This is a genomic window from Amycolatopsis sp. Poz14, assembly GCF_006704225.1.
GTDB lineage: Bacteria > Actinomycetota > Actinomycetes > Mycobacteriales > Pseudonocardiaceae > Amycolatopsis > Amycolatopsis nivea.
Genome location: NZ_JACLHD010000001.1, coordinates 1,490,769 through 1,515,219, shown reverse-complemented (window position 1 = coordinate 1,515,219; position 24,451 = coordinate 1,490,769). Strand labels below are relative to the sequence as shown.

At 70.1% G+C, this 24,451-nt stretch carries 24 protein-coding genes; 8 read left to right on the top strand and 16 right to left on the bottom strand.

The features are described from left to right. Window positions 1-155 precede the first annotated feature (155 nt). Genes FKO37_RS07475 through FKO37_RS07455 form a run of 5 tightly spaced genes read right to left on the bottom strand, consistent with a single transcriptional unit; the run spans window position 156 to window position 3,739 of the window. A complete protein-coding gene (locus tag FKO37_RS07475; protein ID WP_037807804.1) occupies window positions 156-1,235 on the bottom strand; it encodes a sulfate/molybdate ABC transporter ATP-binding protein in 1,080 nt (359 codons plus the stop codon). Continuing rightward, a complete protein-coding gene (locus FKO37_RS07470) occupies window positions 1,232-1,999 on the bottom strand; it encodes an ABC transporter permease (protein WP_037809276.1) in 768 nt (255 codons plus the stop codon). The genes FKO37_RS07475 and FKO37_RS07470 overlap by 4 nt, the downstream gene beginning before the upstream one ends. A 49-nt stretch (window positions 2,000-2,048) precedes the next feature. After that, a complete protein-coding gene (gene modA / locus FKO37_RS07465; RefSeq protein ID WP_238604065.1) occupies window positions 2,049-2,846 on the bottom strand; it encodes a molybdate ABC transporter substrate-binding protein in 798 nt (265 codons plus the stop codon). Beyond that, complete coding sequence (locus FKO37_RS07460; RefSeq protein WP_009083933.1) at window positions 2,843-3,247, bottom strand: molybdopterin-binding protein; 405 nt, start codon at window positions 3,245-3,247, stop codon at window positions 2,843-2,845. Before FKO37_RS07460 ends, modA begins: the two co-directional genes overlap by 4 nt. A gap of 33 nt (window positions 3,248-3,280) precedes the next feature. Then, window positions 3,281-3,739 (bottom strand): MarR family transcriptional regulator, encoded by a 459-nt coding sequence (locus FKO37_RS07455; protein WP_238604064.1) that lies wholly within the window; start codon window positions 3,737-3,739, stop codon window positions 3,281-3,283. 86 nt (window positions 3,740-3,825) lie between these two features. On the opposite strand from FKO37_RS07455, the gene moaA reads away from it, so the two are divergent. The 3 genes from moaA (at window position 3,826) to FKO37_RS07440 (ending at window position 6,463) form a co-directional block, all read left to right on the top strand. Continuing rightward, window positions 3,826-4,890: a GTP 3',8-cyclase MoaA gene (gene moaA, locus FKO37_RS07450; protein ID WP_238604063.1), complete on the top strand. Its 1,065-nt coding sequence runs from the start codon at window positions 3,826-3,828 to the stop codon at window positions 4,888-4,890. 4 nt (window positions 4,891-4,894) lie between these two features. Further along, a complete protein-coding gene (locus FKO37_RS07445) occupies window positions 4,895-5,176 on the top strand; it encodes a MoaD/ThiS family protein (protein ID WP_238604062.1) in 282 nt (93 codons plus the stop codon). 663 nt (window positions 5,177-5,839) lie between these two features. Further along, entirely contained in the window at window positions 5,840-6,463 is a 624-nt protein-coding gene (locus FKO37_RS07440; RefSeq protein ID WP_037807815.1) for a transglycosylase family protein, read from the top strand. 161 nt (window positions 6,464-6,624) lie between these two features. Here FKO37_RS07440 and FKO37_RS07435 read toward each other — a convergent pair whose 3' ends face one another. From FKO37_RS07435 to FKO37_RS07420, 4 genes are all read right to left on the bottom strand, one after another. Continuing rightward, window positions 6,625-7,548 (bottom strand): molybdenum cofactor biosynthesis protein MoaE, encoded by a 924-nt coding sequence (locus tag FKO37_RS07435; protein ID WP_238604061.1) that lies wholly within the window; start codon window positions 7,546-7,548, stop codon window positions 6,625-6,627. Further along, entirely contained in the window at window positions 7,545-8,015 is a 471-nt protein-coding gene (gene moaC, locus FKO37_RS07430) for a cyclic pyranopterin monophosphate synthase MoaC (RefSeq protein ID WP_037807821.1), read from the bottom strand. The genes FKO37_RS07435 and moaC overlap by 4 nt, the downstream gene beginning before the upstream one ends. Window positions 8,016-8,111: 96 nt before the next feature. Continuing rightward, on the bottom strand, window positions 8,112-9,506 hold the full coding sequence (locus tag FKO37_RS07425; RefSeq protein ID WP_037807825.1) for an NAD-dependent malic enzyme: 1,395 nt from the start codon (window positions 9,504-9,506) through the stop codon (window positions 8,112-8,114). 147 nt (window positions 9,507-9,653) lie between these two features. Next, window positions 9,654-9,833, bottom strand: coding sequence for a hypothetical protein (locus FKO37_RS07420; protein WP_037807827.1), 180 nt, complete (start codon window positions 9,831-9,833; stop codon window positions 9,654-9,656). A gap of 92 nt (window positions 9,834-9,925) precedes the next feature. Between FKO37_RS07420 and FKO37_RS07415 the strand changes: the two genes are divergently transcribed. Continuing rightward, window positions 9,926-12,166, top strand: coding sequence for a helicase-associated domain-containing protein (locus FKO37_RS07415; protein WP_238604060.1), 2,241 nt, complete (start codon window positions 9,926-9,928; stop codon window positions 12,164-12,166). Window positions 12,167-12,723: 557 nt separating this feature from the next. On the opposite strand, the gene FKO37_RS07410 is transcribed toward FKO37_RS07415, so the two are convergent. The 6 genes from FKO37_RS07410 to FKO37_RS07385 form a co-directional block, all read right to left on the bottom strand. Then, window positions 12,724-13,752, bottom strand: a complete 1,029-nt coding sequence (locus FKO37_RS07410) for a DUF742 domain-containing protein (protein ID WP_238604059.1) — start codon at window positions 13,750-13,752, stop codon at window positions 12,724-12,726. A 3-nt stretch (window positions 13,753-13,755) separates the two neighbouring features. After that, window positions 13,756-14,187, bottom strand: coding sequence for a roadblock/LC7 domain-containing protein (locus FKO37_RS07405; protein WP_009083953.1), 432 nt, complete (start codon window positions 14,185-14,187; stop codon window positions 13,756-13,758). A gap of 453 nt (window positions 14,188-14,640) precedes the next feature. Next, the gene (locus FKO37_RS07400; RefSeq protein WP_037807836.1) at window positions 14,641-15,246 is read right to left on the bottom strand and encodes an ATP/GTP-binding protein; all 606 of its coding nucleotides are present in this window, start codon (window positions 15,244-15,246) and stop codon (window positions 14,641-14,643) included. Then, complete coding sequence (locus FKO37_RS07395; protein ID WP_037807839.1) at window positions 15,227-16,003, bottom strand: DUF742 domain-containing protein; 777 nt, start codon at window positions 16,001-16,003, stop codon at window positions 15,227-15,229. The genes FKO37_RS07400 and FKO37_RS07395 overlap by 20 nt, the downstream gene beginning before the upstream one ends. Window positions 16,004-16,030: 27 nt before the next feature. After that, the gene (locus FKO37_RS07390; protein ID WP_369871052.1) at window positions 16,031-16,507 is read right to left on the bottom strand and encodes a roadblock/LC7 domain-containing protein; all 477 of its coding nucleotides are present in this window, start codon (window positions 16,505-16,507) and stop codon (window positions 16,031-16,033) included. Then, the gene (locus FKO37_RS07385; RefSeq protein ID WP_238604058.1) at window positions 16,504-19,584 is read right to left on the bottom strand and encodes a nitrate- and nitrite sensing domain-containing protein; all 3,081 of its coding nucleotides are present in this window, start codon (window positions 19,582-19,584) and stop codon (window positions 16,504-16,506) included. Before FKO37_RS07385 ends, FKO37_RS07390 begins: the two co-directional genes overlap by 4 nt. Window positions 19,585-20,285: 701 nt before the next feature. On the opposite strand from FKO37_RS07385, the gene FKO37_RS07380 reads away from it, so the two are divergent. The 4 genes from FKO37_RS07380 to FKO37_RS07365 are packed head-to-tail and all read left to right on the top strand — an operon-like array spanning window position 20,286 to window position 23,704. Then, entirely contained in the window at window positions 20,286-21,248 is a 963-nt protein-coding gene (locus FKO37_RS07380; protein ID WP_037809278.1) for an ABC transporter substrate-binding protein, read from the top strand. Between the two features lies 1 nt (window position 21,249). Then, on the top strand, window positions 21,250-22,017 hold the full coding sequence (locus FKO37_RS07375; protein WP_037807847.1) for an ABC transporter permease: 768 nt from the start codon (window positions 21,250-21,252) through the stop codon (window positions 22,015-22,017). After that, window positions 22,014-22,838 (top strand): ABC transporter permease, encoded by an 825-nt coding sequence (locus tag FKO37_RS07370; RefSeq protein WP_043827293.1) that lies wholly within the window; start codon window positions 22,014-22,016, stop codon window positions 22,836-22,838. Before FKO37_RS07375 ends, FKO37_RS07370 begins: the two co-directional genes overlap by 4 nt. A 14-nt stretch (window positions 22,839-22,852) precedes the next feature. Further along, window positions 22,853-23,704 carry an ABC transporter ATP-binding protein gene (locus FKO37_RS07365; protein WP_037807849.1) on the top strand — a complete coding sequence of 284 codons (852 nt, stop codon included), beginning with the start codon at window positions 22,853-22,855 and terminating at the stop codon, window positions 23,702-23,704. Here the strand turns inward: FKO37_RS07365 and FKO37_RS07360 are convergent, their stop codons facing one another. Further along, a complete protein-coding gene (locus tag FKO37_RS07360; protein WP_238604057.1) occupies window positions 23,705-24,421 on the bottom strand; it encodes a hypothetical protein in 717 nt (238 codons plus the stop codon). Between the last annotated feature and the right edge of the window lie 30 nt (window positions 24,422-24,451).

The following is a 24,451-nucleotide window of genomic DNA, read 5'->3' as shown; positions in this document are numbered from 1 at the left end:
GGCCGCCGTGCGCGAAGTTGCCCTTGGCCGATAGACGCGGTCCGCCGAGGCGAACGTCCGTGAGGGGAACCCTCACGGAATCAGATTCCGTCAGGGTTCCCCTCACGGACATCCAGCGGCAGCGAAGAACCGAACCCACGCGGGGGAAGCGAGGCTCAGGAAGCCGCAGCCGGGTGTACCGCCACCGTCGCGGCCTTCACCGACAGCGCCACCGCCGAACCGGGTTCCAGCGCGAGTTCGGCCACCGCCGCCGGGGTGAGGTCGGCGGTCAGGCCGTGTGCCCAGCCGCTGCCCTCGGTCCGGACTCGGATCACCGGTCCGTGCGGTTCCAGGGCCGCCACGACGGCGTCGGTCGTGTTGCGTGGGCTGCCGTGGTGGTCGCCGTCGTGCGGGTAGACCGCGACCGCGTTCGGTGCGAACACCGCGACCGCCGCCTCGCCCACCACGGTGTCCGGCGTCAGCAAACCCGTCACCACTTCGCCGGACGGCGTGCGCAATCCGTCGTCCACCGCTGTTCCGGACACCAGATTCAGCCCGGCGATCCGCGCGGTGAACGGCGTCCGCGGCGCGGCCAGCACCTCGCGCGTCGGGCCGCGTTCCACGATGCGGCCGCCGTTCATCACCGCCACGTGGTCGGCAAGAGCCAACGCGTCCAGCGGGTCGTGCGTGACCAGGACGGTCGTCGGGCCGTCGCGCAGCACTCGGCGCAGCAAGCCGCGGATCGCCGGGGCCGAGTCCACGTCGAGCGCGGCGAACGGTTCGTCCAGCAACAGCAGGTCCGGCGCGGAAGCCAGCGCCCGGGCGATCGCCACCCGCTGCTGCTGCCCGCCGGACAGCTGGCTCGGCCGCCGGTTCGCGAACTCCGCCGCGTCCACTTCGGCCAGCCACCGCGAGGCGATCGCCCGCGCTTCCGCCCGGCTGGCACCGGTCGAGCGCGGCGAGAACGCGACGTTGTCCATTGCGGACAGATGCGGGAACAGCAGCGCGTCTTGGGACAGCAGGCCGATCCGCCGTTCGTGCGGCGGCGAGTCGACGCCGTTCCCGGCCAGCCGCCGGTCGGCGAGCGTGACGTCCGCCGAGCTCACCGGCAGCAGACCGGCGAGGCTGCCGAGCACAGTGGACTTCCCGGAGCCGTTGGGCCCGAGCAGCGCGAGCACGGAGCCGCCGGGCACGGTGAACTCGACGTCGAGCGAGAACTCGCCGCGGCTCAACGCCAGCTTCGCCGACAGGGTCACCGCAGCCCGCCTTCCCACGACCGCGGCCGTGCGAGCGCGATGACCAGGATCGCGACCACGATGAGCAGCAACGCGAGCGCGACCGCGCTGTCGATGTCCACTTCGGCCTGCGTGTAGACCTCGAGCGGCAGCGTCCGGGTCACGCCTTCCAAACTGCCCGCGAACGTGATGGTCGCGCCGAACTCCCCCAGCGCGCGAGCGAAGCTCAGCACGACGCCGGAGCCCAGCGCGGGCAGCAGCAACGGCAGCGTCACCCGGCGGAACACCGTCCACGGGCGCGCGCCGAGCGTCGAGGCGACCTGCTCGTAGCGGTCGCCGGAGCCGCGCAGCGCGCCTTCCAGGCTGACGACGAGGAACGGCATCGCCACGAACGTCTGCGCGATGACGACCGCGGCCGTCGTGAACGGCACCTGTTCGCCGGTCAGCCAGTTGATCAGGATGCCGAGGAAACCCTTGCGCCCCAGCAGGTACAGCAGGGCAAGGCCGCCGACCACCGGCGGCAGCACGAGCGGAAGCAGCACCACCGAACGCAGCATCCGCACGCCCGGCACCCGGGAGCGGGCCAGCACGATCGCCAGCGGAACGCCGAGCACTACACAGGCCACTGTGGACAGTGCGGCGGTCGTCAGCGACAGCCGGAGCGCGTTCAGCGACGACGACGTGACCAGCAGCGACGGCAGCCGGGTCAGATCGGACCGCACGAGCAGGCCGACGACCGGCAGCACCACCAGCGCGAGCGCGACGACGGCGGGGAACCAGAGGATCAGCGGAACCCGGGCGTGCGGCGGCCGGGTCTCGGCCGCCGCGCCCGCCTTACTTGCCAGGGCCAAAGCCGATCTTGGCCAGTTCGGCCTTGCCCTGCTCCCCGAGGACGAAGTCGGTGAACTGCTTCGCCAGCGCCGCCTGCGGAGCGTTCTTGACGGCCGCGATCGGGTACTGGTTCACCGCGCCCGCGGACTCCGGGAAGTCGACCTTGTCCACTTTGCCCGCCGCCGACGTCGCGTCGGTGACGTACACCAGCCCGGCATCGGCGTCGCCCGACTGGACCTTGGCCAGCACCTGCTTGACGTTCGTCTCCTCGCTCACCGGCTTGAGCGTGGTCTTGGTGCTCTGTTCGACCTTCTGCGTGGCCGAACCGCACGGCACCTGCTGTGCGCACACGACCACGTTCAGGCCCGGCTTGGTCAGGTCGGCGAAGGTCTTGATGCCCTTCGGGTTGCCCTTGGCCACGGCGATCGCGAGCTTGTTGGTGGCGAAGACCGTCGGCTGGCCGTCGATCACGCCGTCCTGCACGGCCTTGTCCATGTTCTTCTGGTCGGCCGAGGCGAACACGTCGGCCTTGGCCCCGTTGTCCAGCTTCTGCACGAGCGCGGACGAACCCTCGTAGTCGAAGACGACCTTGACGCCCGGGTGCGCGGCCTCGAACTGCTTGCCGAGCACGTTGAAGGATTCGGTGAGCGAGGCCGCGGCGAACACCGTCAGCGTGCCGCCTCCCGGAGCGGGCGCGGACGCGGAGCCCGCACCCGGGTTCGAGCTGGGCTGGTCGCCGGAGCTGCAGGCACTGGCGAACAACGCGATCGCCGCCGCGGCGACGAGGGCGAGCTTCTTCATCGGGATCCTTCCGGGGTTTCCACCACGACGGTGGTCGCCTTGACCACGGCGACCGCGAGCACGCCCGGGCGCAGCCCGAGTTCGCGGACCGCCTCGGTGCTCATCAGTGACACGACTCGGTGCGCCCCGCACTGCAGTTCGACCTGCGCCATCACCTTGTCGGCGACGACCTCGGTGACGAGTCCGACGAAGCGGTTGCGGGCGGAGCGGCCGACCGCCGACGGGTCGTCCGGTTCGCTGGCTTGGGCCCGGGCGAACCCGGCGAGCTGAGCGCCGTCGACGACCTTGCGACCGGCGGCGTCGTCCGTCGCGGTCAACTGACCCGCGCGAACCCACCGGCGGACGGTGTCGTCGCTTACGCCGAGCAGCCGAGCGGCCTCGGACAACCGAAATTGCGGCATGGCCGGAACATTATCCCCGCAGATGCGGAAAAGCTATGCGGGATGCGCATTTTCGCGTAACGCTTCGAGCATTGCGAACTGATAACGCCCGAGGACTTTCCGTTCTGCGGAAGTGAACTCCGCGAGCACCCCGGCAAGACGCCGCGCGACCCGCGCGGAGATCGCGTCGAGGCGTTCGCGGCCCGCCTCGGTGATCGTCACGAGCACCTTCCGGCGGTCGGTCCGGTCGCGTTCGCGGAGCACCAGACCGGACTTCTCCAGCCGGTCGAGCACGCCGGTCACCGCACCCGTCGACAGGCCGGTGAGCTGCCCGATTCGGCCCGGGGTAAGGGAATCGGCAGTCTGCCCGGCGAGTTCGAGCGCCTGCAGTTCGGTCGCCGAGAGCCCTTCGAGGGCGGCGTCGCGGGCGTGCCGGAGGACGACGTGCGTGCGCAGCTGAGCCGCCAGCGCCGCGAAGTGAGTCAGCTCACTATTCGTCTCAGCGGTGCTCACCGAGTGCCTCCACATCGGAACCGAGGGTGGTTTTCCAGCTTTTCGCAAGCCTGCCTTTTCAGGCCGCGCAAGCTATCCTGAGCGTAATGACAGCAGTACATCTCGGGTTTCCTCGCGTCCCCGGCAACCGAGGCCCGTCCGGCACGCCCCGGCCCGAGCACCCCGGTCTCGTCGATTCCTTCGGCCGCGTCGCGACCGACCTGCGGGTCTCCCTCACCGACCGGTGCAATCTGCGCTGCACGTACTGCATGCCGGCCGAGGGCCTCGACTGGATGCCGAGCGAGCAGGTGCTCTCCGACGACGAACTGGTCCGGCTCATGCGGATCGCGGTCGAGATGCTCGGCGTCACCGACATCCGGCTGACCGGCGGCGAACCGCTGCTGCGCCCGGGACTGGAAGGAATCATCGAGCGGATCACCGCGCTCGAACCCCGTCCCCGGGTGTCCATGACCACCAACGGGATCGGGCTGGCCAAACGCGCCCCCGGCCTCGTCGCGGCCGGGCTCGACCGGATCAACGTGTCGCTGGACACCATCGACCGCGAGCGCTTCGCCGAACTGACCCGCCGCGACCGGCTGCCGCACGTGCTGGCCGGCCTCGCCGCCGCCCGCGACGCCGGGCTGTCGCCGGTCAAGATCAACTCCGTGCTGATGCGCGGGTACAACGAGCACGAGGCGGTGCCGCTGCTGCGGTTCGCCCTCGAAGAGGACTACCACCTGCGGTTCATCGAGCAGATGCCGCTGGACGCGCAGCACGGCTGGAACCGCCGCGACATGATCACCGCCGAGGAGATCCTCGCGATGCTCGGCGAGGCCTTCACCCTGTCTCCGTTCCCGGCCCCGCGCGGCGGCGCGCCCGCCGAGCGCTGGCTGGTCGACGGCGGACCGGGCGACGTGGGCGTGATCGCGTCCGTGACCAGGCCGTTCTGCTCCGCCTGCGAGCGCACCCGGCTGACCGCCGACGGCGCCGTCCGCTCCTGCCTCTTCTCGAACGACGAGACGGACCTGCGCGCCCTCGTGCGCGCGGGCGCGCGCGATGAGGAGGTGGCGGACGCGTGGCGCGACACGATGTGGCGCAAGCTCGCGGGCCACGAGATCAACGAGGCCGGCTTCGCGCAGCCGATCCGGCCGATGAGCGCGATCGGCGGTTGAGCCCATGACCTCTCCCACGGCGCCTTCTTCCCCGGTGACGGTCGTCGTCCGGTACTTCGCCTCGGCGCGGGCCGCGGCGGGCACCGAGGAGGAGAAGGTGGAGCTGGCGGCGGGCGCGACGGTGGCGGACGCCGTCCAGGTGCTGCGCGAGCTGCACCCCGGGCAACTTTCCCGCGTTCTCGACGCGGCGAGCTTCCTGGTCAACGAGGTGGCGGTCCGCGATCGCGGCCGCGCGCTCGGTGACGGCTCCTACCTGGACGTCCTCCCGCCGTTCGCCGGCGGATGACCGACCGGAAAGCCCCCGTTCACGCGGCTGAGCGCCGCGTGCACGGCCGGAGCGGCGGTTTCCGGCCGATTGGTCCGGACCACGGCGAATGGCGGCACTGGCGCGCTGAGCGGTCGGCACGCTTTATCCCTACTCTCCGAAGCGTTTCGCTCACGGCGTATTTCCGCAGCTCAAAGAACCACTCGGCGGGCAGTGGCCGACCGTTGACGAGTGGTTTAGAGTGCCCTCCCTTATCTGCCGCGAATGGCCCCTTGACGCGTTATCGACGTGACCCAAGCCTCACGATCCGTGAAATATCTCGGCAAGAAAACGGGCAGATAACGACGCTCTGACCAGAGGAAACAGGCGGATCGAGACAGGTTGCGTGCCGTTACTGTGACGTAGGTCACACCCCGAATGATTTCCGATCACGCCGCGAATTACGTACCGTCGCTTTTCGGTTGGCCCCGACCGACCAAGCAACACCGGGAATCCGTAGCGCCCAGCTCTGTCCAACGGATCCCCGGACCCATACCCCGAGCGAAAGCATTTCCGGACAGAGACGAGGGGACGAAGACGGCGCGTCGTGCGACGTCCGCGTCAGCCGCCCGGCAACGGACGGACGGGCTCCCAACCCGACCCGCAGCATCGAGCTCGTAGGCGCAGGAATCGAGAAGTTTTCAGATGTCTTACCGAGGCAAGCACCGCAAGATGTCCGCCGCCACCCGCACCATTGCCCGTGTCGCAGTCGCGGGTATCGCGGTCGGCGCCCCCCTCGCGATCGCCGCGACCCCCGCGTCGGCGACCAACTGGGACGCCATCGCGCAGTGCGAGAGCGGCGGCAACTGGAGCACCAACACCGGAAACGGCTACTACGGTGGCCTCCAGTTCACCCAGAGCACCTGGAAGGCCTACGGCGGCACCGGCAGCCCGCAGGGCGCGTCGCGTGAGCAGCAGATCGCCGTCGCCGAGCGCGTCATGCAGGGCCAGGGCCCCGGCGCGTGGCCGGTGTGCAGCAAGAAGGCCGGCAGCTCGGCCTCCGCGCACAAGGCGACCCCGAAGAAGAGCACCGCCAAGAAGGCGACCCCGAAGAGCGTTGCCCCGAAGAAGGTCACCCAGCCGGTGGCCGCGCTGGTGGCGAACTCCAACCCGAACGGCGACTACACCGTCAAGGCTGGCGACACGCTCTCGAAGATCGCCAAGGAGCACAACATCCAGGGCGGCTACCAGAAGCTGCAGGACCTGAACAAGCAGTACGTGTCGAACGCGAACTTCATCGTGGTCGGCCAGAAGCTCGCCACCAAGTGAACCCTGGCCTCCTCGTGAGGCTGGTTCCGGCGCAGCATCTGCTGTGACAGAACGCCCGAAGGGCCCCACCGCGTCAATCCCCTGGCGGTGGGGCCCTTCGTCGTGTCCGGGCTCGTGAGTGGCGACGCCGGTTCTTACCGGCATCGCCGCGCACGAGGTGGTCAGGGAGAGTTGACCCATTCGTCGGTGCCGTCCGTGAAGTGCTGGTGCTTCCACACCGGAAGCCGTGCCTTGACCTCATCGACCAGCTCCGCGCACGCCGTGAACGCCTGACCGCGGTGCTCGGCGGCGACCGCGCAAGCAAGCGCGACGTCGCCGATCGCCAACGCCCCGACCCGATGGCTCACCGCCACCGCCCGCACGCCCTTCCAGCGCGCCGCCAGGTCGTTGACCACCTCGGCGAGCACGTCGCGGGCCGTCGGGTGGCCTTCGTAAGTCAGATCGCGCACGCCCTTGCCGCCGTCGTGGTCGCGGACCACGCCGGAGAATGTGACCACCGCACCCGCCGCGTCGTCCTCCACCAGTTGCGCGTGTTCCTCGACCGACAGCGGCTGGTCGCTCACGTCCGCGCGCAGAATCCGGACCGCCGGACCCGACGGCACCGCCTCGCGCGGGTGGTCGCCACCGGCGAGCTGGTCCACCGCGTGGTCGAGAATGTCCGTCAGGACCCGCAGACCGTCCTTCACGCCGCCGCTCGACCCCGGAAGGTTCACCACGAGGGTCCGGCCCGCGACTCCGGCCACGCCGCGCGAGAGCACCGCGGTGGGCACCTTCGGCAGCCCGGCCGCCCGGATCGCGTCCGCGACGCCGGGCAGCTCGTAATCCAGCGCCGCGCGGGTGACGTCCGGGGTCCGGTCGGTCGGCGAGATGCCGGTGCCGCCGGTCGTGAGGATCACCTGGACGCCGTCGGACACCGCGGCCCGCAGCGCGCCGCCCACCGGGTCGCCGTCCTCGACGACGACCGGCGGCGGCACGTCGTAGCCCCGCTCGGCCAGCCAGGCGGCGAGCACCGGGCCGGTCTTGTCCTCGTAGACGCCTCGCGCGGCGCGGTTCGACGCGACGATGACGCGCGCGGTCTTGGTCATGGCCGCTCCCAGGTCCCGGTCTTGCCGCCGTCCTTGCGGATCAGCCGCACGTTGTCGAGCGTCGCGGCCGGGTCGACAGCCTTGATCATGTCGTGCAGGGTCAGCCCGGCGACCGCGACGGCGGTGAGCGCCTCCATCTCGACCCCGGTGACGTCCTTGGTCTTGGCCGTCGCGCTGATGTGCACGGCGGTCTCGGCCAGTTCGAACTCCACCTTGACCCCGGACAGCGCGATCTGATGGCACAACGGGATCAGCTCGGGCACCCGCTTGGCGCCCATGATCCCGGCGATCCGCGCGGTCGCCAGCGCGTCGCCCTTGGGAAGGCCGTTGGCCGAAAGCAGGCCGACGACCTCCGCCGTGGTGTGGACGGTCCCGCCGGCCAGCGCGGTGCGCGCGGACGCGGTCTTGCCGGAAACGTCGACCATCCGGGCGGCCCCGGACTCGTCGACGTGGCTGAGTTCACTCACGCCCGCGAGGCTACTGCGCAACTTCGCCCAAAGTCCGTGAAGGGCTCCTTGAGGGAATCTGATTCCCTCAAGGAGCCCTTCACGGACGGAGCGAGGTTATTGCCCGCGTTCGGCGCGGACTGCGTTGCGCACCGCTTCCGCGACCGCGGGGGCCACCGCGCTGTCGAACACGCTCGGCACGATGAACGACGCGTTGAGCTTGCCGTTGTCCACCACGTCGGCGATCGCGTCGGAGGCGGCCAGCAGCATGTTGTCGTCGATGTTGTGCGCGGCGGCGTCGAGCAGGCCGCGGAAGACGCCAGGGAACGCCAGGACGTTGTTGATCTGGTTCGGGAAGTCGCTGCGGCCGGTGGCGACGACCGCGGCGTGCTTCTGCGCCTCCAGCGGGTCGATCTCCGGGTCCGGGTTGGCCAGCGCGAAGACGACGGCGTCGTCGTTCATCGTGGCGACCTGCTCCGCGCCGAAGAGGTTCGGGGCCGAGACGCCGATGAAGACATCCGCGCCGACCAGCGCGTCGTGCAGGGTGCCGGACTTGCCGTCCTTGTTCGTGTGCTCGGCGATCCAGGTCAGGTTGTCGTCGAGGTTGCCGCGGTCGGGGTAGACGATGCCGTCGATGTCGGCGGCCACGATGTCGCCCGGGTTCTTGCGCAGCAGCAGGCGGATGATCGCGGAGCCTGCCGCGCCGACGCCGCTGACCACGATCTTGCAGTCCTCGATGTTCTTCCCGACCACGCGCAGCGCGTTGCGCAGCGCGGCGACCACGACGATCGCGGTGCCGTGCTGGTCGTCGTGGAAGACCGGGATGTCCAGCTGCTCGCGCAGCCGCTTCTCGATCTCGAAGCAGCGCGGCGCGGCGATGTCCTCGAGGTTGATGCCCGCGTACACCGGCGCGAGCGCCTTCGCGATCATGATGATCTCTTCGGTGTCCTGGGTGTCCAGGCAGACCGGCCACGCGTCGACGCCGGCGAACTTCTTGAACAGCGCCGCCTTGCCCTCCATCACCGGCAGCGCGGCGGCCGGGCCGATGTTGCCGAGGCCGAGCACGGCGGAGCCGTCGGTGAGCACCGCGACGGTGTTGCGCTTGATGGTCAGCCGGCGCGCGTCCTCGGGGTTCGCGGCGATCGCCTGGCACACGCGGGCGACGCCCGGGGTGTACGCGCGGGAGAGGTCGTCACGGTTGCGGAGCGCGACCTTGGGGCTGACCTCGATCTTGCCGCCGAGGTGGATCAGGAACGTCCGGTCCGAGACCTTGCGCACCTGGACGCCGGGCAGCGAGTCGAGCGCCTGCGTGATGTCCTGCGCGTGGTTTTCCGAGAGCGCGTTGGCGCTGATGTCGACGACGATCGAGTCCGCGTGCGATTCGACGACGTCGAACGCCGTCAGCACGCCGCCGACGCGGCCGACCGCGGTGGTGAGATCACCCGCGGCCGTTGACGAGGCCGGGGCCTCGACCCGGACGGTGATCGAATACCCGGGACCGGGAACCGGCATGACACGTACTCCCCGCAGGTGGTGTGGGTTCGGACGGCTCGAATCTAGTCCGGTGACCCGCGCCACCACACCCCAACCGGGTGACTGACCAGTAACTTCAGGTTCGGGGGCGCCACCAGCGCGGCGCTCCCGAACGCGGTCCGCAGGTCAGCGGTTGATCTCGGTCTCCGGGTGCACGTACGGCACCTGCTCGAGCGGGAAGGCCAGGTCGCCGAACGGCGAAAGCGCTCCCTGCCGGTCCGAGGACAGCTCGGTGACCGGGTGCTCGCCCGGTTCGCCCGGCCACGTCGGGTCGATGCCCTTGCTCTGCTTGTCGCCCTTCGCCACTGCTTCCTCCGAGGCCCTCGTCCGGCAAACTCGCACACAGTCTGCCCGAACACCGGTCGTGCGCGCGCACCCGCCCGGTATCCTGGGTGTCTATGCCCGCGACCTCTCTGGCGGACTGGCTGCGTGCGGAGTCCGACGACGCACTCGCCGAACTGCTGCGCACGCGTCGCGATCTGTCCACCCCTCCTCCGTCCGACACCACCGTGCTCGCCACCCGCGCGGGCACCCCGGGGTCGGTCGCCCGCGCCTGCGAAGACCTCGACACGTTCACCCTCGCGGTGATCGACGCGCTGCTGGTCGCCGGTGCCGACGTCGAGCCGGCGCCGGTGTCCTCGGTGACGGCGCTGGTCGGCCGCGACGTGAGCGAACCACTCGCCCGGCTGCGCGCCCGGGCGCTCGTCTGGGGCGCTGACGACGAACTGCGAGTGCCACCCGCGGCCCGCGACGCTCTCGGGCCGTTCCCAGCCGGGCTCGGCGCGCCGTCGCCCGCGCTGGCCGCCACCGACATCGACGCGCGGCTCGCGGAGGTCGGCGACGACGAGCGGGCCGTGCTCACCGCGCTGGCCGCCGGGCCGCCGATCGGCCGCACCCGCGACGCGAGCTTCGACGTCGGACTGTCCGACGCGGCCACGCCGGTGCAGAAGCTCCTCGCGCGCGGCCTGCTGCTGCGCCGGGACGACCAGACCGTCGAACTGCCCCGCGAACTCGGCCTGCTGCTGCGTGGCGGGCACGCGTTCGAACCGGACACGCTCGTCGAGCCGGAGCTGCCCGTCCATCCACATCGGACGGACACAGTGGACGAAACCGCCGCCGGTGAAGCGATGGAGTTGTTGCGGCAGACCGAGTCTCTGCTGCGGATGTGGTCGGATTCGCCGCCGCCGGTGCTCAAAGCGGGCGGGCTCGGCGTACGGGAACTGAAGAAGATCGCTAAAGATCTCGAGATCGACGAGACCCGCGCGACGCTGCTCGTGGAGCTGGTCGTCGGCGCGGGACTCGTTGCGGACAGCGAAAACACCGCCCCCGAATACGTGCCCACCATGCTCACCGACAGCTGGCTCGCGTCGCCTTCGGTGCAGCGGTGGATGACTCTCGCGCAGGCGTGGCTGGAACTTCCGCGGTTGCCCGGGCTCGCCGGTGGCCGCGACGCGAAGGACAAGCCGATCGCGCCGCTGTCCGAAGAGCTGCGACGGCCGCTCGCGCCGGTTTCGCGGCACCGCGTGCTTACCGCGCTGGCTGAACTGAATCCGGGCGCAGGCGTCAAAAGTGTCGACGAGCTAGTCGCGGTACTGGCTTGGCGCGCGCCTCGGCGAGGCGGCCGGCTGCGCGACGAAACCGTCCGCTGGACGATGGCCGAAGCGACCGCGCTGGGCCTGGTCGGTCTCGGTGCCCTCACCACCGCTACCCGGCTGCTGCTGGAGGACGACCGCTCCGGCGCGGTCGAGGCAATGCACGACGCGCTGCCCGCACCAGTCGACCACATCTTGGTGCAGGCCGACCTGACGGTTGTCGCGCCGGGCCCGCTGGAACCGGAACTGGCGGCGGACATGGCCGCGGTCGCGGACGTCGAATCCGCTGGCCACGCAACGGTTTACCGCGTCACCGAGCCGTCGGTGCGGCGCGCGCTCGACACCGGACGGACCGCCGACGAACTGCACGCGATGTTCCGCAACAAGTCGGCGACCCCGGTGCCGCAAGGCCTCACGTACCTGATCGACGACGTCGCCCGCCGCCACGGCCGCTTGCGCGGCGGCACCGCAGGGTCGTTCCTGCGGTGCGACGACGAGGCGCTGCTCGCCGAAGTCCTCGCGAATCCGGTCGCCGCCGAGTACGACCTGCGACTGATCGCGCCGACTGTGCTGATCAGCTCCGCCCCGCTGGCCGAGGTACTGGAAGCCTTGCGCGGCGCGGGTTTCGCCCCCGCGGCGGAGGGCCCGGACGGCCGAGTGGTCGACCTGCGCCCCACCGGACGCCGCCTGCCCGCTCGCGCCCGCGGGGCCCGCGCCCGGCCGGGCGAACAAGCGGTGCTGACCGACGAACAGGCGACGCGGATCGTGTCGAATCTCCGCGCAGGAGACCAAGCTTCGGCCCGCCGCCGCGGTTCGACGGTGCGCGCCCCAGGCGGCGGCGGTGCGGACACGACGGCGACGCTCGACCTGCTGTCCCGCGCGACGCTCGAACAACGCGAGGTGTGGATCGGCTTCGTCGACTCGCGCGGTACGGCTAGCCAGCGCGTGGTGCGTCCGTTGCGGGTCGGCGGTGGGGTGCTGGAGGGTGCGAACCATGAGCGGTATCCGTTGCACCGCATCACTTCCGCTGCCCTGGTCGAGGACTGAGATCGCACGACCGAAAGGTCCGTGAGGATTCCCCTCACGGACATCTCCATCTCGCGGCCCGGCAGCGCCGCACCCGCGGCGATGGCATTGGGTGCGTTACGAGCCAGCGGGTTCCGTTGAGCGCGGTGGTAGGGGCATGGCCGGAGCAGCCAAAGCGGCGTTCGGTGCACCCCACGCACCCAATGCGGCGTTCGGTGCACCCCACGCACCCAATGTGGCATTGGGTGCATCCCGCGCACCCAATGTGGCGTTCGGTGCGCCCCACGCACCCAATGTGGCGTTCGGTGCGTCTGACGCACCCAATGCCACATTGGGGCGGTTTCGGCTGGGGCAGTCCGGACGCGAGCGAGCAGGGCAAGGCGGGGCCGGGTCAGGCGGGCCAAGGCGCGGCAAGGCGGGGCAGGGTGAGGCGAAGCGGAGGCAGCGCGGTGTTGGCGCGCGAACACACCATGAGCAGAGGCAGCGCGGCATGAGCGCGCCACCACAGCACGAGCAGAGGCAGCGCGGCATAAGCGCGCCACCACGGCACGAGCGGAGACAATGCGCCGTGAGCGCGGTCAGAGGTTGCGCAGCCCCTGCAGCACCCGCTCCATGAACTCCCTCGACGAACGGTCGCCCAGCACCAGGTCGGTCTGGTGCAGCATGACCAGCCCGATGTCCGCCATGTCCCCCACCAGGACCTTCACCACGCCGAGCGGCAGGTGCAGGTGCGCGGCGATCTCCGCGACCGACCGGGTGTCCAGGCACAGATCGCAGATCCGCCGGTGCTCGATCGAGCGCACTCCGCGGTAGCGGCGGCCCTCGTCACTGGTGGAGACCAGAGCCTCCAGCGCCAGGTTGTGGTCTGAGTGAGTACGGCCGCGGGTCCGCGCGTACGGCCGCACCCGCGACTTCGTCGGTTGTACGGGCGGCTCGGGCTGCGCGGGCTCCTCTTCGGACCAGAACCGGTCCAATTCGGACACTCCGGAAGCCGCGCCGGGGTCGGAGTACCGCTCCTCCGCCGGGGGCTCTTCGGCCAGCGCGTGCCTGCTGCGGGTGGCCTGTTCGACGTGCTGGCGCTGGTACGCCGAGCCTTCCGGGACCACGCGGTCGTCCGGGCCGGGCGAACCGGCGTACTCGTCGAACGAGTACGGGTCGTGCGCCGCGGGACGGCTCGGCGGGGGCGGCGGTTCCTCCCAGCGCTGCTGCTGGGGCTCTTCCCACCGGTGGTTCGGCCGCGGCTCTTCCCAGTAACCGGATTCGCCGTCCTCGACCCATTCGTAGCCGTCGTCCCAGCTCTCCTCCTGCACCGGAGCCGACACCGGAGCCGGTACCGGAGCGGGCGGCGGGGCCACCGCCTGCTGCACCGGGCGCGGCGCGACCGGCGCGGGAGCCGGGCGAGGCGCGGGCTCCGGACGCCGGGCAGGCGGCTGGGCGTGCCGCGAAGCAGGCGGCGGAGGCGTGGCCCGAGGCTGCCGATGCGGCAGCCGGAGGCTCAGCGAACTCATGTCGTACCGGCTCGGCGAGTCGAACGACTCCCGTTCCGTGCCTTTGTGGAGGGCGTCCCAGGCGCCCGTGTCCTGGTCTCCGAAACCCGAGATCTTCATCGGCTACCCCAGCACCCCGCCGCCCTGCAGCTGCGCGCGCAGTTCCGGCGTGATCTGCTCGCCGACCCGCTCGACCAGCAGGGTCATCTCGTACGCGACTGTCCCGATGTCACACGTCGGCGCGGCCAGCACGGCCAGACAGGACCCGTCCGAGACCGACATCAGGAACAGGTACCCGCGTTCCATCTCGACCACGGTCTGGTTCACGCCGCCCGCCTCGAAGCACCGCGCCGCGCCCTGGGTCAGGCTGATCAGCCCGGACGCCACCGCCGAGAGCTGCTCGGCGCGTTCCTGCGGCAAGCCCTCCGAAGGCGCGAGCATCAGTCCGTCCGCCGACACCAGCACCGCGTGCGCCGCACCCGGGACCCGGCGCACGAAATCCGAGATCAGCCAGCTGAACGTGCCCTGGTCCGCTGGCCGGTCGGAATCGGTCACTGCCCCTCCAAGCTCCTCGAACGCTGCCGGACGCCCGTTCGCCGCCCTCGGGCCATCCTCGCCCGGCCGCGGTGAAGTCGTCGTTCCAGCGTATTCACGCACCCGGTCGTGTCGAGCGTGTGCCCGGGCACGGTACGTGTCTGCCGGATGTAACGTCGCGCGAACGCATGCACAACCACGCATTCGCGGGTCACTCGGTGGTGGCGGCGGCCACCGTGCGCAGCGGGATGTCCGTGCAGGTCACCGCCGGTCCGACGCCCCGATCAGGGGCGGCCGGCCTCGGCCGCGAGCGGGACAGGACTACTCAGCTGCCCCGCTCGGAGGCACCACTCCCCGAAGCGGGTGAAGCCCGTGGAGTTCACTCCAACGGCCGCACCCGAGCCGGGGTGTAACGGGAATCTGGGAGTCGGCGCAAGCCTCCTTCGCAGACGGCGGCGGGGACCGCGAACGGGACTAGCCCGCCCGTAAAGCCGTGTCGTGCGCGATCGCGTGCTGCACGACCGAGATCAGCACCTGCTTCGCCGAGTCCCGCTCGCGCGCGTCGCACGCCATGATCGGGACCGACGGCGAGATGGTGAGCGCGTGCCGCACGTCCTCGATCTGGTGGTGCAGCAGCCGGTCGAAGCAGTTGATCGCCACGACGTAGGGCAGCTTCCGGTTCTCGAAGAAGTCGATCGACGGGAACGCGTCCGCGAGCCTGCGCGTGTCCACCAGCACGACCGCGCCGATCGCGCCGACGGCGAGGTCGTCCCACATGAACCAGAACCGGTGCTGGCCCGGCGTGCCGAACACGTACAGCACCAGGTCGGAGTCGAGCGAGATCCGGCCGAAGTCCATGGCCACCGTGGTGGTCGACTTGTTCGGCGTGGCCGACACGTCGTCGTGGCCCACGCTGGCCTCGGTCATCATGGCCTCGGTGGTCAGCGGGTCGATCTCGGAGATCGCCCCGACCAGAGTCGTCTTGCCCGAACCGAACCCACCCGCGACCACGATCTTGGCCGACGAGGTCGGACCCGTCTGCGGTGTGTTCGCGTCGGAGTCAAATTCTCCGAAGCCCACTGAGCACCCTTTCCATGAACTCGATACTGGGGCGGTCGCCCGAATTCGTGCTGCTGCTCGTGTGCACGAGCACCAGGCCGAGGCCCGCCACGTCACCAATCAGCACCCGCACCACGCCGAGCGGAAGCCGCAGGAGCGCGGCCACCTCGGCGACCGACCGGGTGTCGAGGCACAGGTCGCAGATCGACCGGTGCTCCGGCACGCGGACGCGGTCGAGCACCCTGCCCTGTTCGCTCGTCGACACCAGCGCCTCGATCGCGAGGTCGTAGGTCGGCTTCGTGCGTCCGCGGGTGCGGAAGTAAGGCCGGACCAGCCCGGAGGTCTCCACCTCGGCGGGCTCGTCCACGTATTCGCCCGCCGCCTGCATCGGCAGCGCGGCGGCCAATCCGTTCGACGGGAAGCTCGAAGGTCCCGGCGACCCGTCGCGTTCGGCGCTGAACGCGGCGAACTCGGCCGAGTCGTACAGCGGTCCGCTCGCCCCGCCGAACAGCTCCGAACCGGGTCCGCCGAGCAGCCGCTCGCGGTACCCGGGCACCGCGGTGATGCCCGGCTGCTGCCCGGCGTTGGAATCGGTCAGCCAGTTCGGCGGTTCGCGCACCGGTTCGGAATCCGCGGCTTGGACGTCCCTCGAACGCCATTCGCGGTCGACCCGGTCCCGGAAGGACTTCCAGTCCTCCCGGCTCTGGTCCCGATCGCCCCAGCCCCCGGTGTGCTCGTCACCGAGCCGGCCGTCGCCGCGCAAGCGCCCGTCGTCCACGGTTTACTCCTGTAGTCCTAGGTCCGCCTAGCGACGGACCGCAGCGCCCTGCAGTTGTGCCCGCATCTCCGGTGTCAGCTGCTGGCCGACCCGTTCGACCAGCAGAGTCATCTCGTACACCACCAAGCCGATGTCGCTTTCCGGCGAACCCAGCACCGCGAGGCACGAGCCGTCGGACACCGACATCAGGAAGAGAAATCCGTTCGCCATCTCGACCACGGTCTGCGCGACCGGGCCGCCCTCGAACACCTTCGCCGCACCGCGCGCGAGGCTGGTCAGCCCCGAGGCGACGGCCGCCAGCTGGTCCGCCCGGTCCTTCGGCAGCCCGCGCGAAGACGCGAGCAGCAGACCGTCGGCCGAGACGACCACCGCGTGCGCCGCACCGGGCACCCGGTGGACGAAGTCCGTGATCAGCCACGCGAAGCTGCTCGCCGCGCTGCCGCCGGCCTGCCTGCCGTTCGGCTGCACCGAGCCGCCTCCCGGCTGCACTCCCGCCCGTGTCACTCTCGCTCCTCACTGCTGTCGCTCACATACCCGGCCCCGGTGACGCGAACCCCGTCGTCGTCGAGCCGGGCGTCCGGCGGCCGCTCCTTCAGTGCGTGCCTTCCGGACTTGTACCCACGCTGGAAGCTTGCCATCCGGCTGCGGGCAGCCGTCGCCGAGCGGGTGATCGCACCCGTTCCGGGCATTCCGGTGGTCGCGTCCGTGAACGAGTTCTGCTGCGCCGGTTCCGGCGCGTTGCCGATCGAGCCGGGGACCAGGTACGCGTTGGGCACGCGTTTGGGCAGCCCGGCGGGCGTGATCTCCTCGTTCTTGGATTCGAGCAGCGACTGCGCCGCCTGCCATCCCTCGTCGGAGACGCTGTGCCAGCTGTCGTCCTCCGGCTCGTCGGAACCGGGGTAGAGCGGCGTCGACTCGAGCGGCTCGCTCGCCTGCTGCCGCACCGGCTCGGCCGGAGTCTCGTCCCGCTCCCGCGGCTCGGCGGCGGGAGCCTCGGCGGCTTCCGGCTCCGGCTCCGACGCGGCGGACTGCGCCGTTCCGGTTCCGGGCTCGCTGTCCTCGCCCTCGCTGAACCAGCGCGACAGCACCGACTGGTAGATCGGCAGCCGCCGGGTCGGCACGTCGTCCTCGAGCGCGGCGGAACCGTCCGGCTCGGCGGGCGGCTGCTCCTTCGGCGCTTCCGGAGCGACGTACTTCGGCTCCCGCTTCGGCAGCACCAGCGGCGGGAATTCGGTCTGCGCCAGGCTCGCGCCCTCGCCGTACGACTCGCGAGTGAGCGGCGCGAGGTCTTCCGCGGTCGGCCACGCCGGGGCTTCCGAGGCGGGCGTCGCCGGGCTGAGGAACGGACCGGCCGCGCGGTTGCCCGCGACGAGGTCGTCGAGGCTGATCGGCTGGTCGAGCGGCACCAGTCCGCCGTTGTCGGCCGCTCCGCCGGAGCCGGTCGAGCCCATCGCCTCGGTCAGCTCGGCGGCCGCGGGCGGCGGCGAGAGCGGAAGCGGGTTCGACGGTTCCGGCTCGCGGTTCAGCGGCGGGAGGCTCGGGTGCGAGACCTCGTTGCGGTTCGGCGGCGGCGGGGTGTTCCGCATCGTCGGCGAAACCGTCCGGACCTGGGTGAGCAGCTCGACCGGGACCACGACGCGGGCGATCACGCCGCCCTCGATGTCCTCGTTCTCGCGCAGCCGCACCTCGATGCCGTGCCGCTGGGCCAGCCGCGCGACCACGTACAGACCCATCCGCCGAGTCACCGACACGTCCAGGTCCGGCGGGTCGGCGAGGCGCTCGTTGACCTCGGCGAGGCGCTCCTCGCTCATCCCGACGCCGTGGTCGGTGACCTGGATCGCCAGCGCCTTCTTGCGCGTGATGACCGCGCGGACGGTGATCTTGGTTTCCGGTTCGGAGAAGTAGGTCGCGTTGTCGAGCAGTTCCGCGAGCACGTGCACGAGGTCGTGGATCGCGAGGCCCTGCACCGCGACCTCGGGCACGATGCCGATCTCGATGCGGGCGTACTGCTCGATCTCCGACACCGCCGCGCCGATCACGTCGGCCGCCGGCACCGGCTTGGGCACCGACTTCGCGAGGCCCGCGCCCGAAAGCACCAGCAGCGATTCGCCGTTCCGGCGCAACCGGGTCGCCAGGTGGTCGAGCTCGAACAGGCTCGCGAGATGGTCCGGGTCCTGCTCGTCGGCCTCGAGCCGGTCGATGACGCCGAGCTGGCGTTCCACCAGCCGCTGCGACCGCCGGGAGAGGTTCACGAAGATGCCGTTGACGTTCTCGCGCAGCAGCGCCTGTTCGGCGGCCATCTTGACCGCCTGCTCGTGGACCACGTCGAACGAGCGCGCCACTTCGCCGATCTCGTCGCGGGTGAGGACCGGGACCGGGTCGACCGCCTTCTTCGAGGCGTTGACCGGGTCCGGGTCGTCCAGGATCGCCTGCACGGTTTCCGGCAGCCGGGTGTAGGCGACGTCCAGCGCGGTCTTCCGCAGCACCCGCAGCGGGCGCAGCATCAGCCGGGCGATGACGAGCATCAGCATCAGCGCGGCGACCAGCGCGGCGAGGACGATGACCCCGCCGACCCACGCCGACCGCACCGCGTTGCTGGCCAGTTCGTCGGCCTGGGCGCGCAGCTGGGTCAGCAGGTTGACCTCGACCGCGCGCAGTTTGTCGGCGGCGACGGTGGAGTCCTGGCCGAGCTTGGTGCCGTCGAGGTTGAGCGGCTGGCTCTGCTGAGCGAAGGAGAACGCCTGTGTCTGCAAACGCCGACGCTCGTCGACCTCGGGTCCGGAGTAGGTGTCGTTGTAGAGCTGGACCTGGTCGCCGGTGGCGTTGGCGAGGAACGCGGTGATCGACGCGTCGCCGCTGGCCTCGGCGGCCCGGGTCTCGTCGATCAGGTTGCCGGGGAAGCCGTCGCGGAACGCGGCGATCTGCAGCGCGGAGTCGCCGCGGAGGATGAACTCCTTCGCCTCGCTGATCGACTGCGTGCTCGTGCCGAGGCGGAGCAGGTCGCGGTTGGTGGTCGCGGTGGAGACCTCGCGGCCGAGCTGGATCAGCGAGTCGAGCACCGAAGAGTAGGTGTCGAGGACCGCGCGGTCGGAGTAGGCCGAGGTGGTCATCGCCGCGCGCAGCGGGCGCAGCGCGTCGAGGCGCTGGAGACCGTGCGCGTAGCGGTCGCTGGCCGCCTGGTCGTCGTTGTCGAGGTTGACCGCGGCGTTGCGCAGGTCGTCGACGTCGCGGTCGACCTTCGCCATCTGCGCGTCGAGGCCGGTCTGGCGCAGCGGGTCCGCCGACGAGATCCGGACCACCGCCAGCGCGCGCTCGCGCTGCAGGTCGTGCACGACCGCGGTGACCTTCTCGGCGAAGGCGACCTGGTTGGCGGTGTGGTTGAGGTCGACCGCCGACCGCACGTCGTCGACCACGCGCAGCACGCCGAGCACCAGCGCGGTGATCGTGGGGATGAGGAGAATGAGCGCGAGCTTCGACCGCAATCGCCAGTTGCCGAGCGCGAGCCAGGACCGCTGCTGCGCGGTCCCCGCGTTCTCCTGAGCGGAGGCCTCCCCTGCCCCCGCGGTGTCTTCGTTCGGCACCGCCGCACCACCGTCCGGGCCCGAGGGGCCCGTTGATTCCGAACCTGCCGTGCTCGTGGCCACTACGCGCACGCTCCCGGCAGGTAATCCGCCACCTGAGTGGTCTGGACCGCGTCCCGGACTGTTACACCCTTTCGAGTGAAAAGATCGACTTCGCGGTGCGGCTGCCCGTCGCCTCGGGCGCGGAATCGGTTCAGGTCTGACATGACGTTCGGTCCCCGCACGTGGTCGATCTCTTAGTCCGTTCGGCCGAGGCCACCCCCCACCGGCTCGTCGCCGGAGTACGCGGAGAGCCCTTTTCCCAAGTCCGGGCTCTCACTACATCGGTGGTCCACACCTCACATTGCCGGAGCAGAGGGTAGCGAACGCCTGGCCCATTTGTAACCCTCCAGAAGTTGCCCGGAGAGCACCCAGGCAGCGGATCAAGGCCCATCGGGCACCCACGGGTCGTTCACATACCCCGACATACCAGCGGATTCGATCACCTGATCGAGTGACCAGCACCACTTCTGAATCGTATATGAACACCCATTGTGAGTGATCGTCCTGGTTCTCTACAGTAGCCGCGTGACTCCGGACAATGAGCCACCTTCCCCCCGCGTCCATGCCAGACGCGGGCCCATGTGCTAGGAGCGACCTTGTTTGATGAAGCGGTGAGCAGCCGGCGCGACTACGGCAGGCGCGGGTTCCTGTCGCTCGCTATGGCGGGCGGCGTTGCCTTGACTGCCAGCGGATGCGGCCTGCTGGGCGGATCGGACGATTCGGGCAGCGCGAAGGGCGGCTCCGGGGTCGAGAAGGCCAAGATCAAGGTCTCGATCATGCCGACGATCGACGTGGTGCCTTTCCACCTCGCGGTCCAGAACGGCTACTTCAAGAACGAGGGACTCGAGGTCGAAGCCGTCGACGCCGCCAGCGGTGACGCGTCGCTGCAGAAGCTGCAGGCGGGCGAGGTCGACATCGCCTACGCGAGCTACACGCCGTTCTTCATCGCCAAGAGCAAGGGCGCCGCGGACATCAAGCTCGTCGCCGACGCCTCCTCGGCGGGCCCGAAGAGCACCGAAGTCGTGGCGATGCCGAACAGCAACATCAAGAACGTGCACGACCTGGCGGGCAAGCGGATCGGGATCACCGCCACCAACACGATTTGCGACACGCTGACCAAGTCGGTCATGCGCGACAACGGCGTGAGCTTCACCGACGTGAAGTGGGTTTCGCTGCGGTTCCCGGACATCGGCCCCGCGGTCAAGCGCGGCGACATCGACGCGGGCTTCCTGACCGAGCCGTTCATCACGCAGTCGGCGAAGGTCAACGGGACGGTCGAGGTCATCGACACCGCTTCCGGCGGCACCAAGGACTTCCCGACCGCGGGCTACGGCTCGCTCGGCAAGTTCACCGACGCGAACCCGAAGACGGTCGCCGCGTTCCAGCGCGCGATGCTGCGCGCCACCAAGGAATCGGCCGACCGCTCCAAGATCGAGCCGCTGATGATCCAGTTCTCGAAGGTGGACGAGGCGACCGCGAAGATCACGAACCTGCTGACCTTCCAGTCCACTTTGGACGCCCGGCGCATCCAGCGGGTGCCGGACCTGCTGCAGCAGTTCGGTTCCATCCAGTCGAAGATCGACGTGCAGTCGATGATCGTCCCGCAGGCGAACGCGTCCTGACGTGCGCCTCGTCCGGAACCTGACCGGCCTGCTCGGCTTCCTCCTGATCTGGGAGGCCGTCGTGCGGGCCGGTCTGATCGACCAGAACGACCTTCCCCCGCCGACCGTGGTGTTCGCCCGGATCGGCGAACTGTTCGGCGACGTCGAATTCGTCCGCGACGTGGTCGCCTCCGTGCTCGCGTGGCTGATCGCGCTGCTCATCTCGATCGCCATCGCGGTCCCGGCCGGTCTGCTGCTCGGCAGCGTCCGCTGGCTGCGCGACGCGACCAAGGCGATCGTCGAATTCCTGCGGCCGATTCCTTCCGTGGCACTGATTCCGCTGGTGCTGATCGTCGTCGGCGGCGGTCCGGAAGCGAAGATCACCCTCGCCGTGTACGCGGCGGTGTGGCCGATTCTCTTCAACACCATTTACGCGCTGGCCGAGATCGACCCGCTGCTGCTGGAAACCGCGCGCACCTACGGAACTCCGCGTTCGCGGGTGCTGACCTCGGTCGCGCTGCCGCACGCCGCGCCGTTCGTGTTCACCGGGATCCGGCTGTCCGCGGCGATTTCGCTGATCCTGGTGATCAGCACGGAATTCCTGGCCGGGGCGAAACTCGGCATCGGGCAGTTCGTGCTCGAAGCCAGTTCCGGACCGGGCCGGATGGACCTGGTGCTCGCCGGGACCGTGGTCGCCGGGCTGCTCGGCTTCCTCGTGAACGAGGGCCTGGAACGACTGGGCAACCGGCTGTTCCGCTGGAGCAACGCTGTCGAAGGAGCCGCCGCGTGAGTGTGGTCGAAAAACCCTCCACCGTCACGCGCCGGATGAGCCGCGGGCTCAGCGGGTTCGCCCGCAAGTGGCTGCTGTTCGCGATTCTGGTGGTGCTGTGGGAGATCGCGGCGCAGCTGAGCGAAAACGTGTTCTTCCCGCCGCCGTCGAAGATCGCCGCCGCGGCCGCGAAACTGTGGTTCTCCGGCCCGGCCTCGCACCTGTTCCTCGGCGAGCCGGTGTTCGACCACATCCTGCCGAGCCTCGGCAGGCTGCTCGGCGGCTGGCTGCTCGCGGTGGTGATCGGCGTCGCGCTCGGCACCGCGCTGGGCCGCTCGCGCACCGGAATGGATTACGTGGGACCGCTTTTCGCGTTCTTCCGCGCCATTCCGCCGCCCGCGCTCGTGCCGGTGTTCATCATCCTGTTCGGCATCGGACCGGGCATGCAGACCGCGACGATCATCTTCAGCTCGCTGTGGCCGGTGCTGATGAACACAGTGGACGGCGTCCGCTCGGTCGACAAGGTCAAGGTCGAGACGGCCCGCGCGTTCCGGACGCCGAAGCGGTACTGGATCGGGCTGGTCGTGCTGCCCTCGGCGCTGCCGAAGATCTTCGCCGGGCTTCGCGTGTCGCTTTCGATCGCGCTGATCCTGATGGCGATCTCCGAACTGGTGGGGGCGCTCAACGGCATCGGCTACGCGCTGCTCGCCGCCCAGCGTTCGTACGACTTCGACCAGATGTGGGCGTGGATCGTGCTGCTGGGCATCCTCGGGTACGGGTTCAACGCCGCGCTGCTCGGCATCGAACGCCGGGTGCTCGGCTGGCAGCCCGGCCGGAACTAGGAAGGTTTCCCGTTATGTCGACCATGCTCGAGGTCTCCGGCCTCAGCCACCGCTACGGCAGCGGCGAGTCCGCGCACGTCGCGGTCAACGAACTGTCGTTCACGGTGGAGACCGGGCAGCTGGCGTGCATCGTCGGCCCGTCCGGCTGCGGCAAGTCCACCCTGCTGCGCGCGATCGCCGGCCTGATCCCGCCGAGCGCGGGCACGGTGAGCCTGCACGGCGACCGCGTCACCTCGGTGCCGGACGATCTCGCCGTGGTGTTCCAGGACTACAGCCGCTCCCTGTTCCCGTGGCTGTCGGTCGCGAAGAACGTGGAATTCCCGCTGCGCTGGAGCAAACTCGACAAGGCGACCCGGCGTGCCCGGGCCGCCGAAGCGCTCGAGGCGGTCGGACTTTCGGCCGCGGTGAACAAATACCCGTGGCAGCTTTCGGGCGGCATGCAGCAGCGGGTGTCGATCGCCCGCGCGCTGGCGAGCCGTCCGGCGCTGCTGCTGATGGACGAGCCGTTCGCGTCGGTGGACGCGCAGACGCGGTTCGAGCTGGAAGACCTGCTGCGCCGGGTCCAGGTCGAACAGGGCACGACGGTGTTGCTGGTGACGCACGACATCGACGAGAGCGTGTACCTCGGCGACCGGGTGCTGGTGCTGTCGAAGTCGCCGGCGCGGATCGTGGCGGATCTCAAGGTGGACCTGCCCGCTCAGCGGGACCAGATCACGACGCGGGAATCGGCGGAATTCGTTTCGCTGCGCGGTGAAGTGGCCCGGCTGCTGCACGGTCCGGCCGTGCAGGCGGCGGCCGACCTGGCGGAGCAGGAGGCGGCGGAGGCCGCTGCTTCCGAGGCCGCTGTCGTTCCGGAGAAGAAGTAGTCACAGCTTCGGGAACCACACCGAGACGTCGGCAAGCGCGTCGAGGGTGCCGGGAGCTACGTGTCCGGCAACGGTTTCCGTCTCGGCGACCACCATCGCCCGACCGTCCACTCTGGACTTGAAGTGGTGGCCGGAGAACTTCACGCCGTCGAGGCCGAGCAGGGCAGCGCCAAGGGGTTTGACGTCCCCGCTGCCCTGCACCTCTTCAACCTTCTCGCAGCCCTCAGCGTCGCTCTTCTTCGGAAACCCCACGCGGGCAACGGAAATCACCGCGGCGTTGCCGTGACCGTCGCCGACGGCGAAGAGGTTGCGGTTCAATGAGGTGCAGCGGTGCTCCGCGAGGTAATCCCGGACGCGGTCGGTGGAGTTCAGCAGGCAGTCGATCTCGTGTTTCGCGGCCTGCTTGAGCTGTTTGAGCTTGAACCGGCTGAAGGTTTCGTCCTTGCGGCCGCGCTTCGCGGACTTCTTGCCCTCGGCTTTGCGCGTCTCGAGACTGCGGCCGGGCAGGGAATCCGCGACATCCCCAGCGAGGTTTCCCGGCAGCGCCTCCGCGGCGGCCCCGGATCCCACGCTCGCGGAACCGCCGATCCCGGCCGCCGTGCCGCCCCCGACAGCGGCGACGACCGCCACTCCGGCCACGAAAACCTTCGCCCCGCCGCCCTCGTTGATCGGGACTACTCGCCCGTCCTTGAGCGTGCGGAATTTCTGCTTCGCCACTCGCTGTCCCTCCCCTGGACACCAAGACCG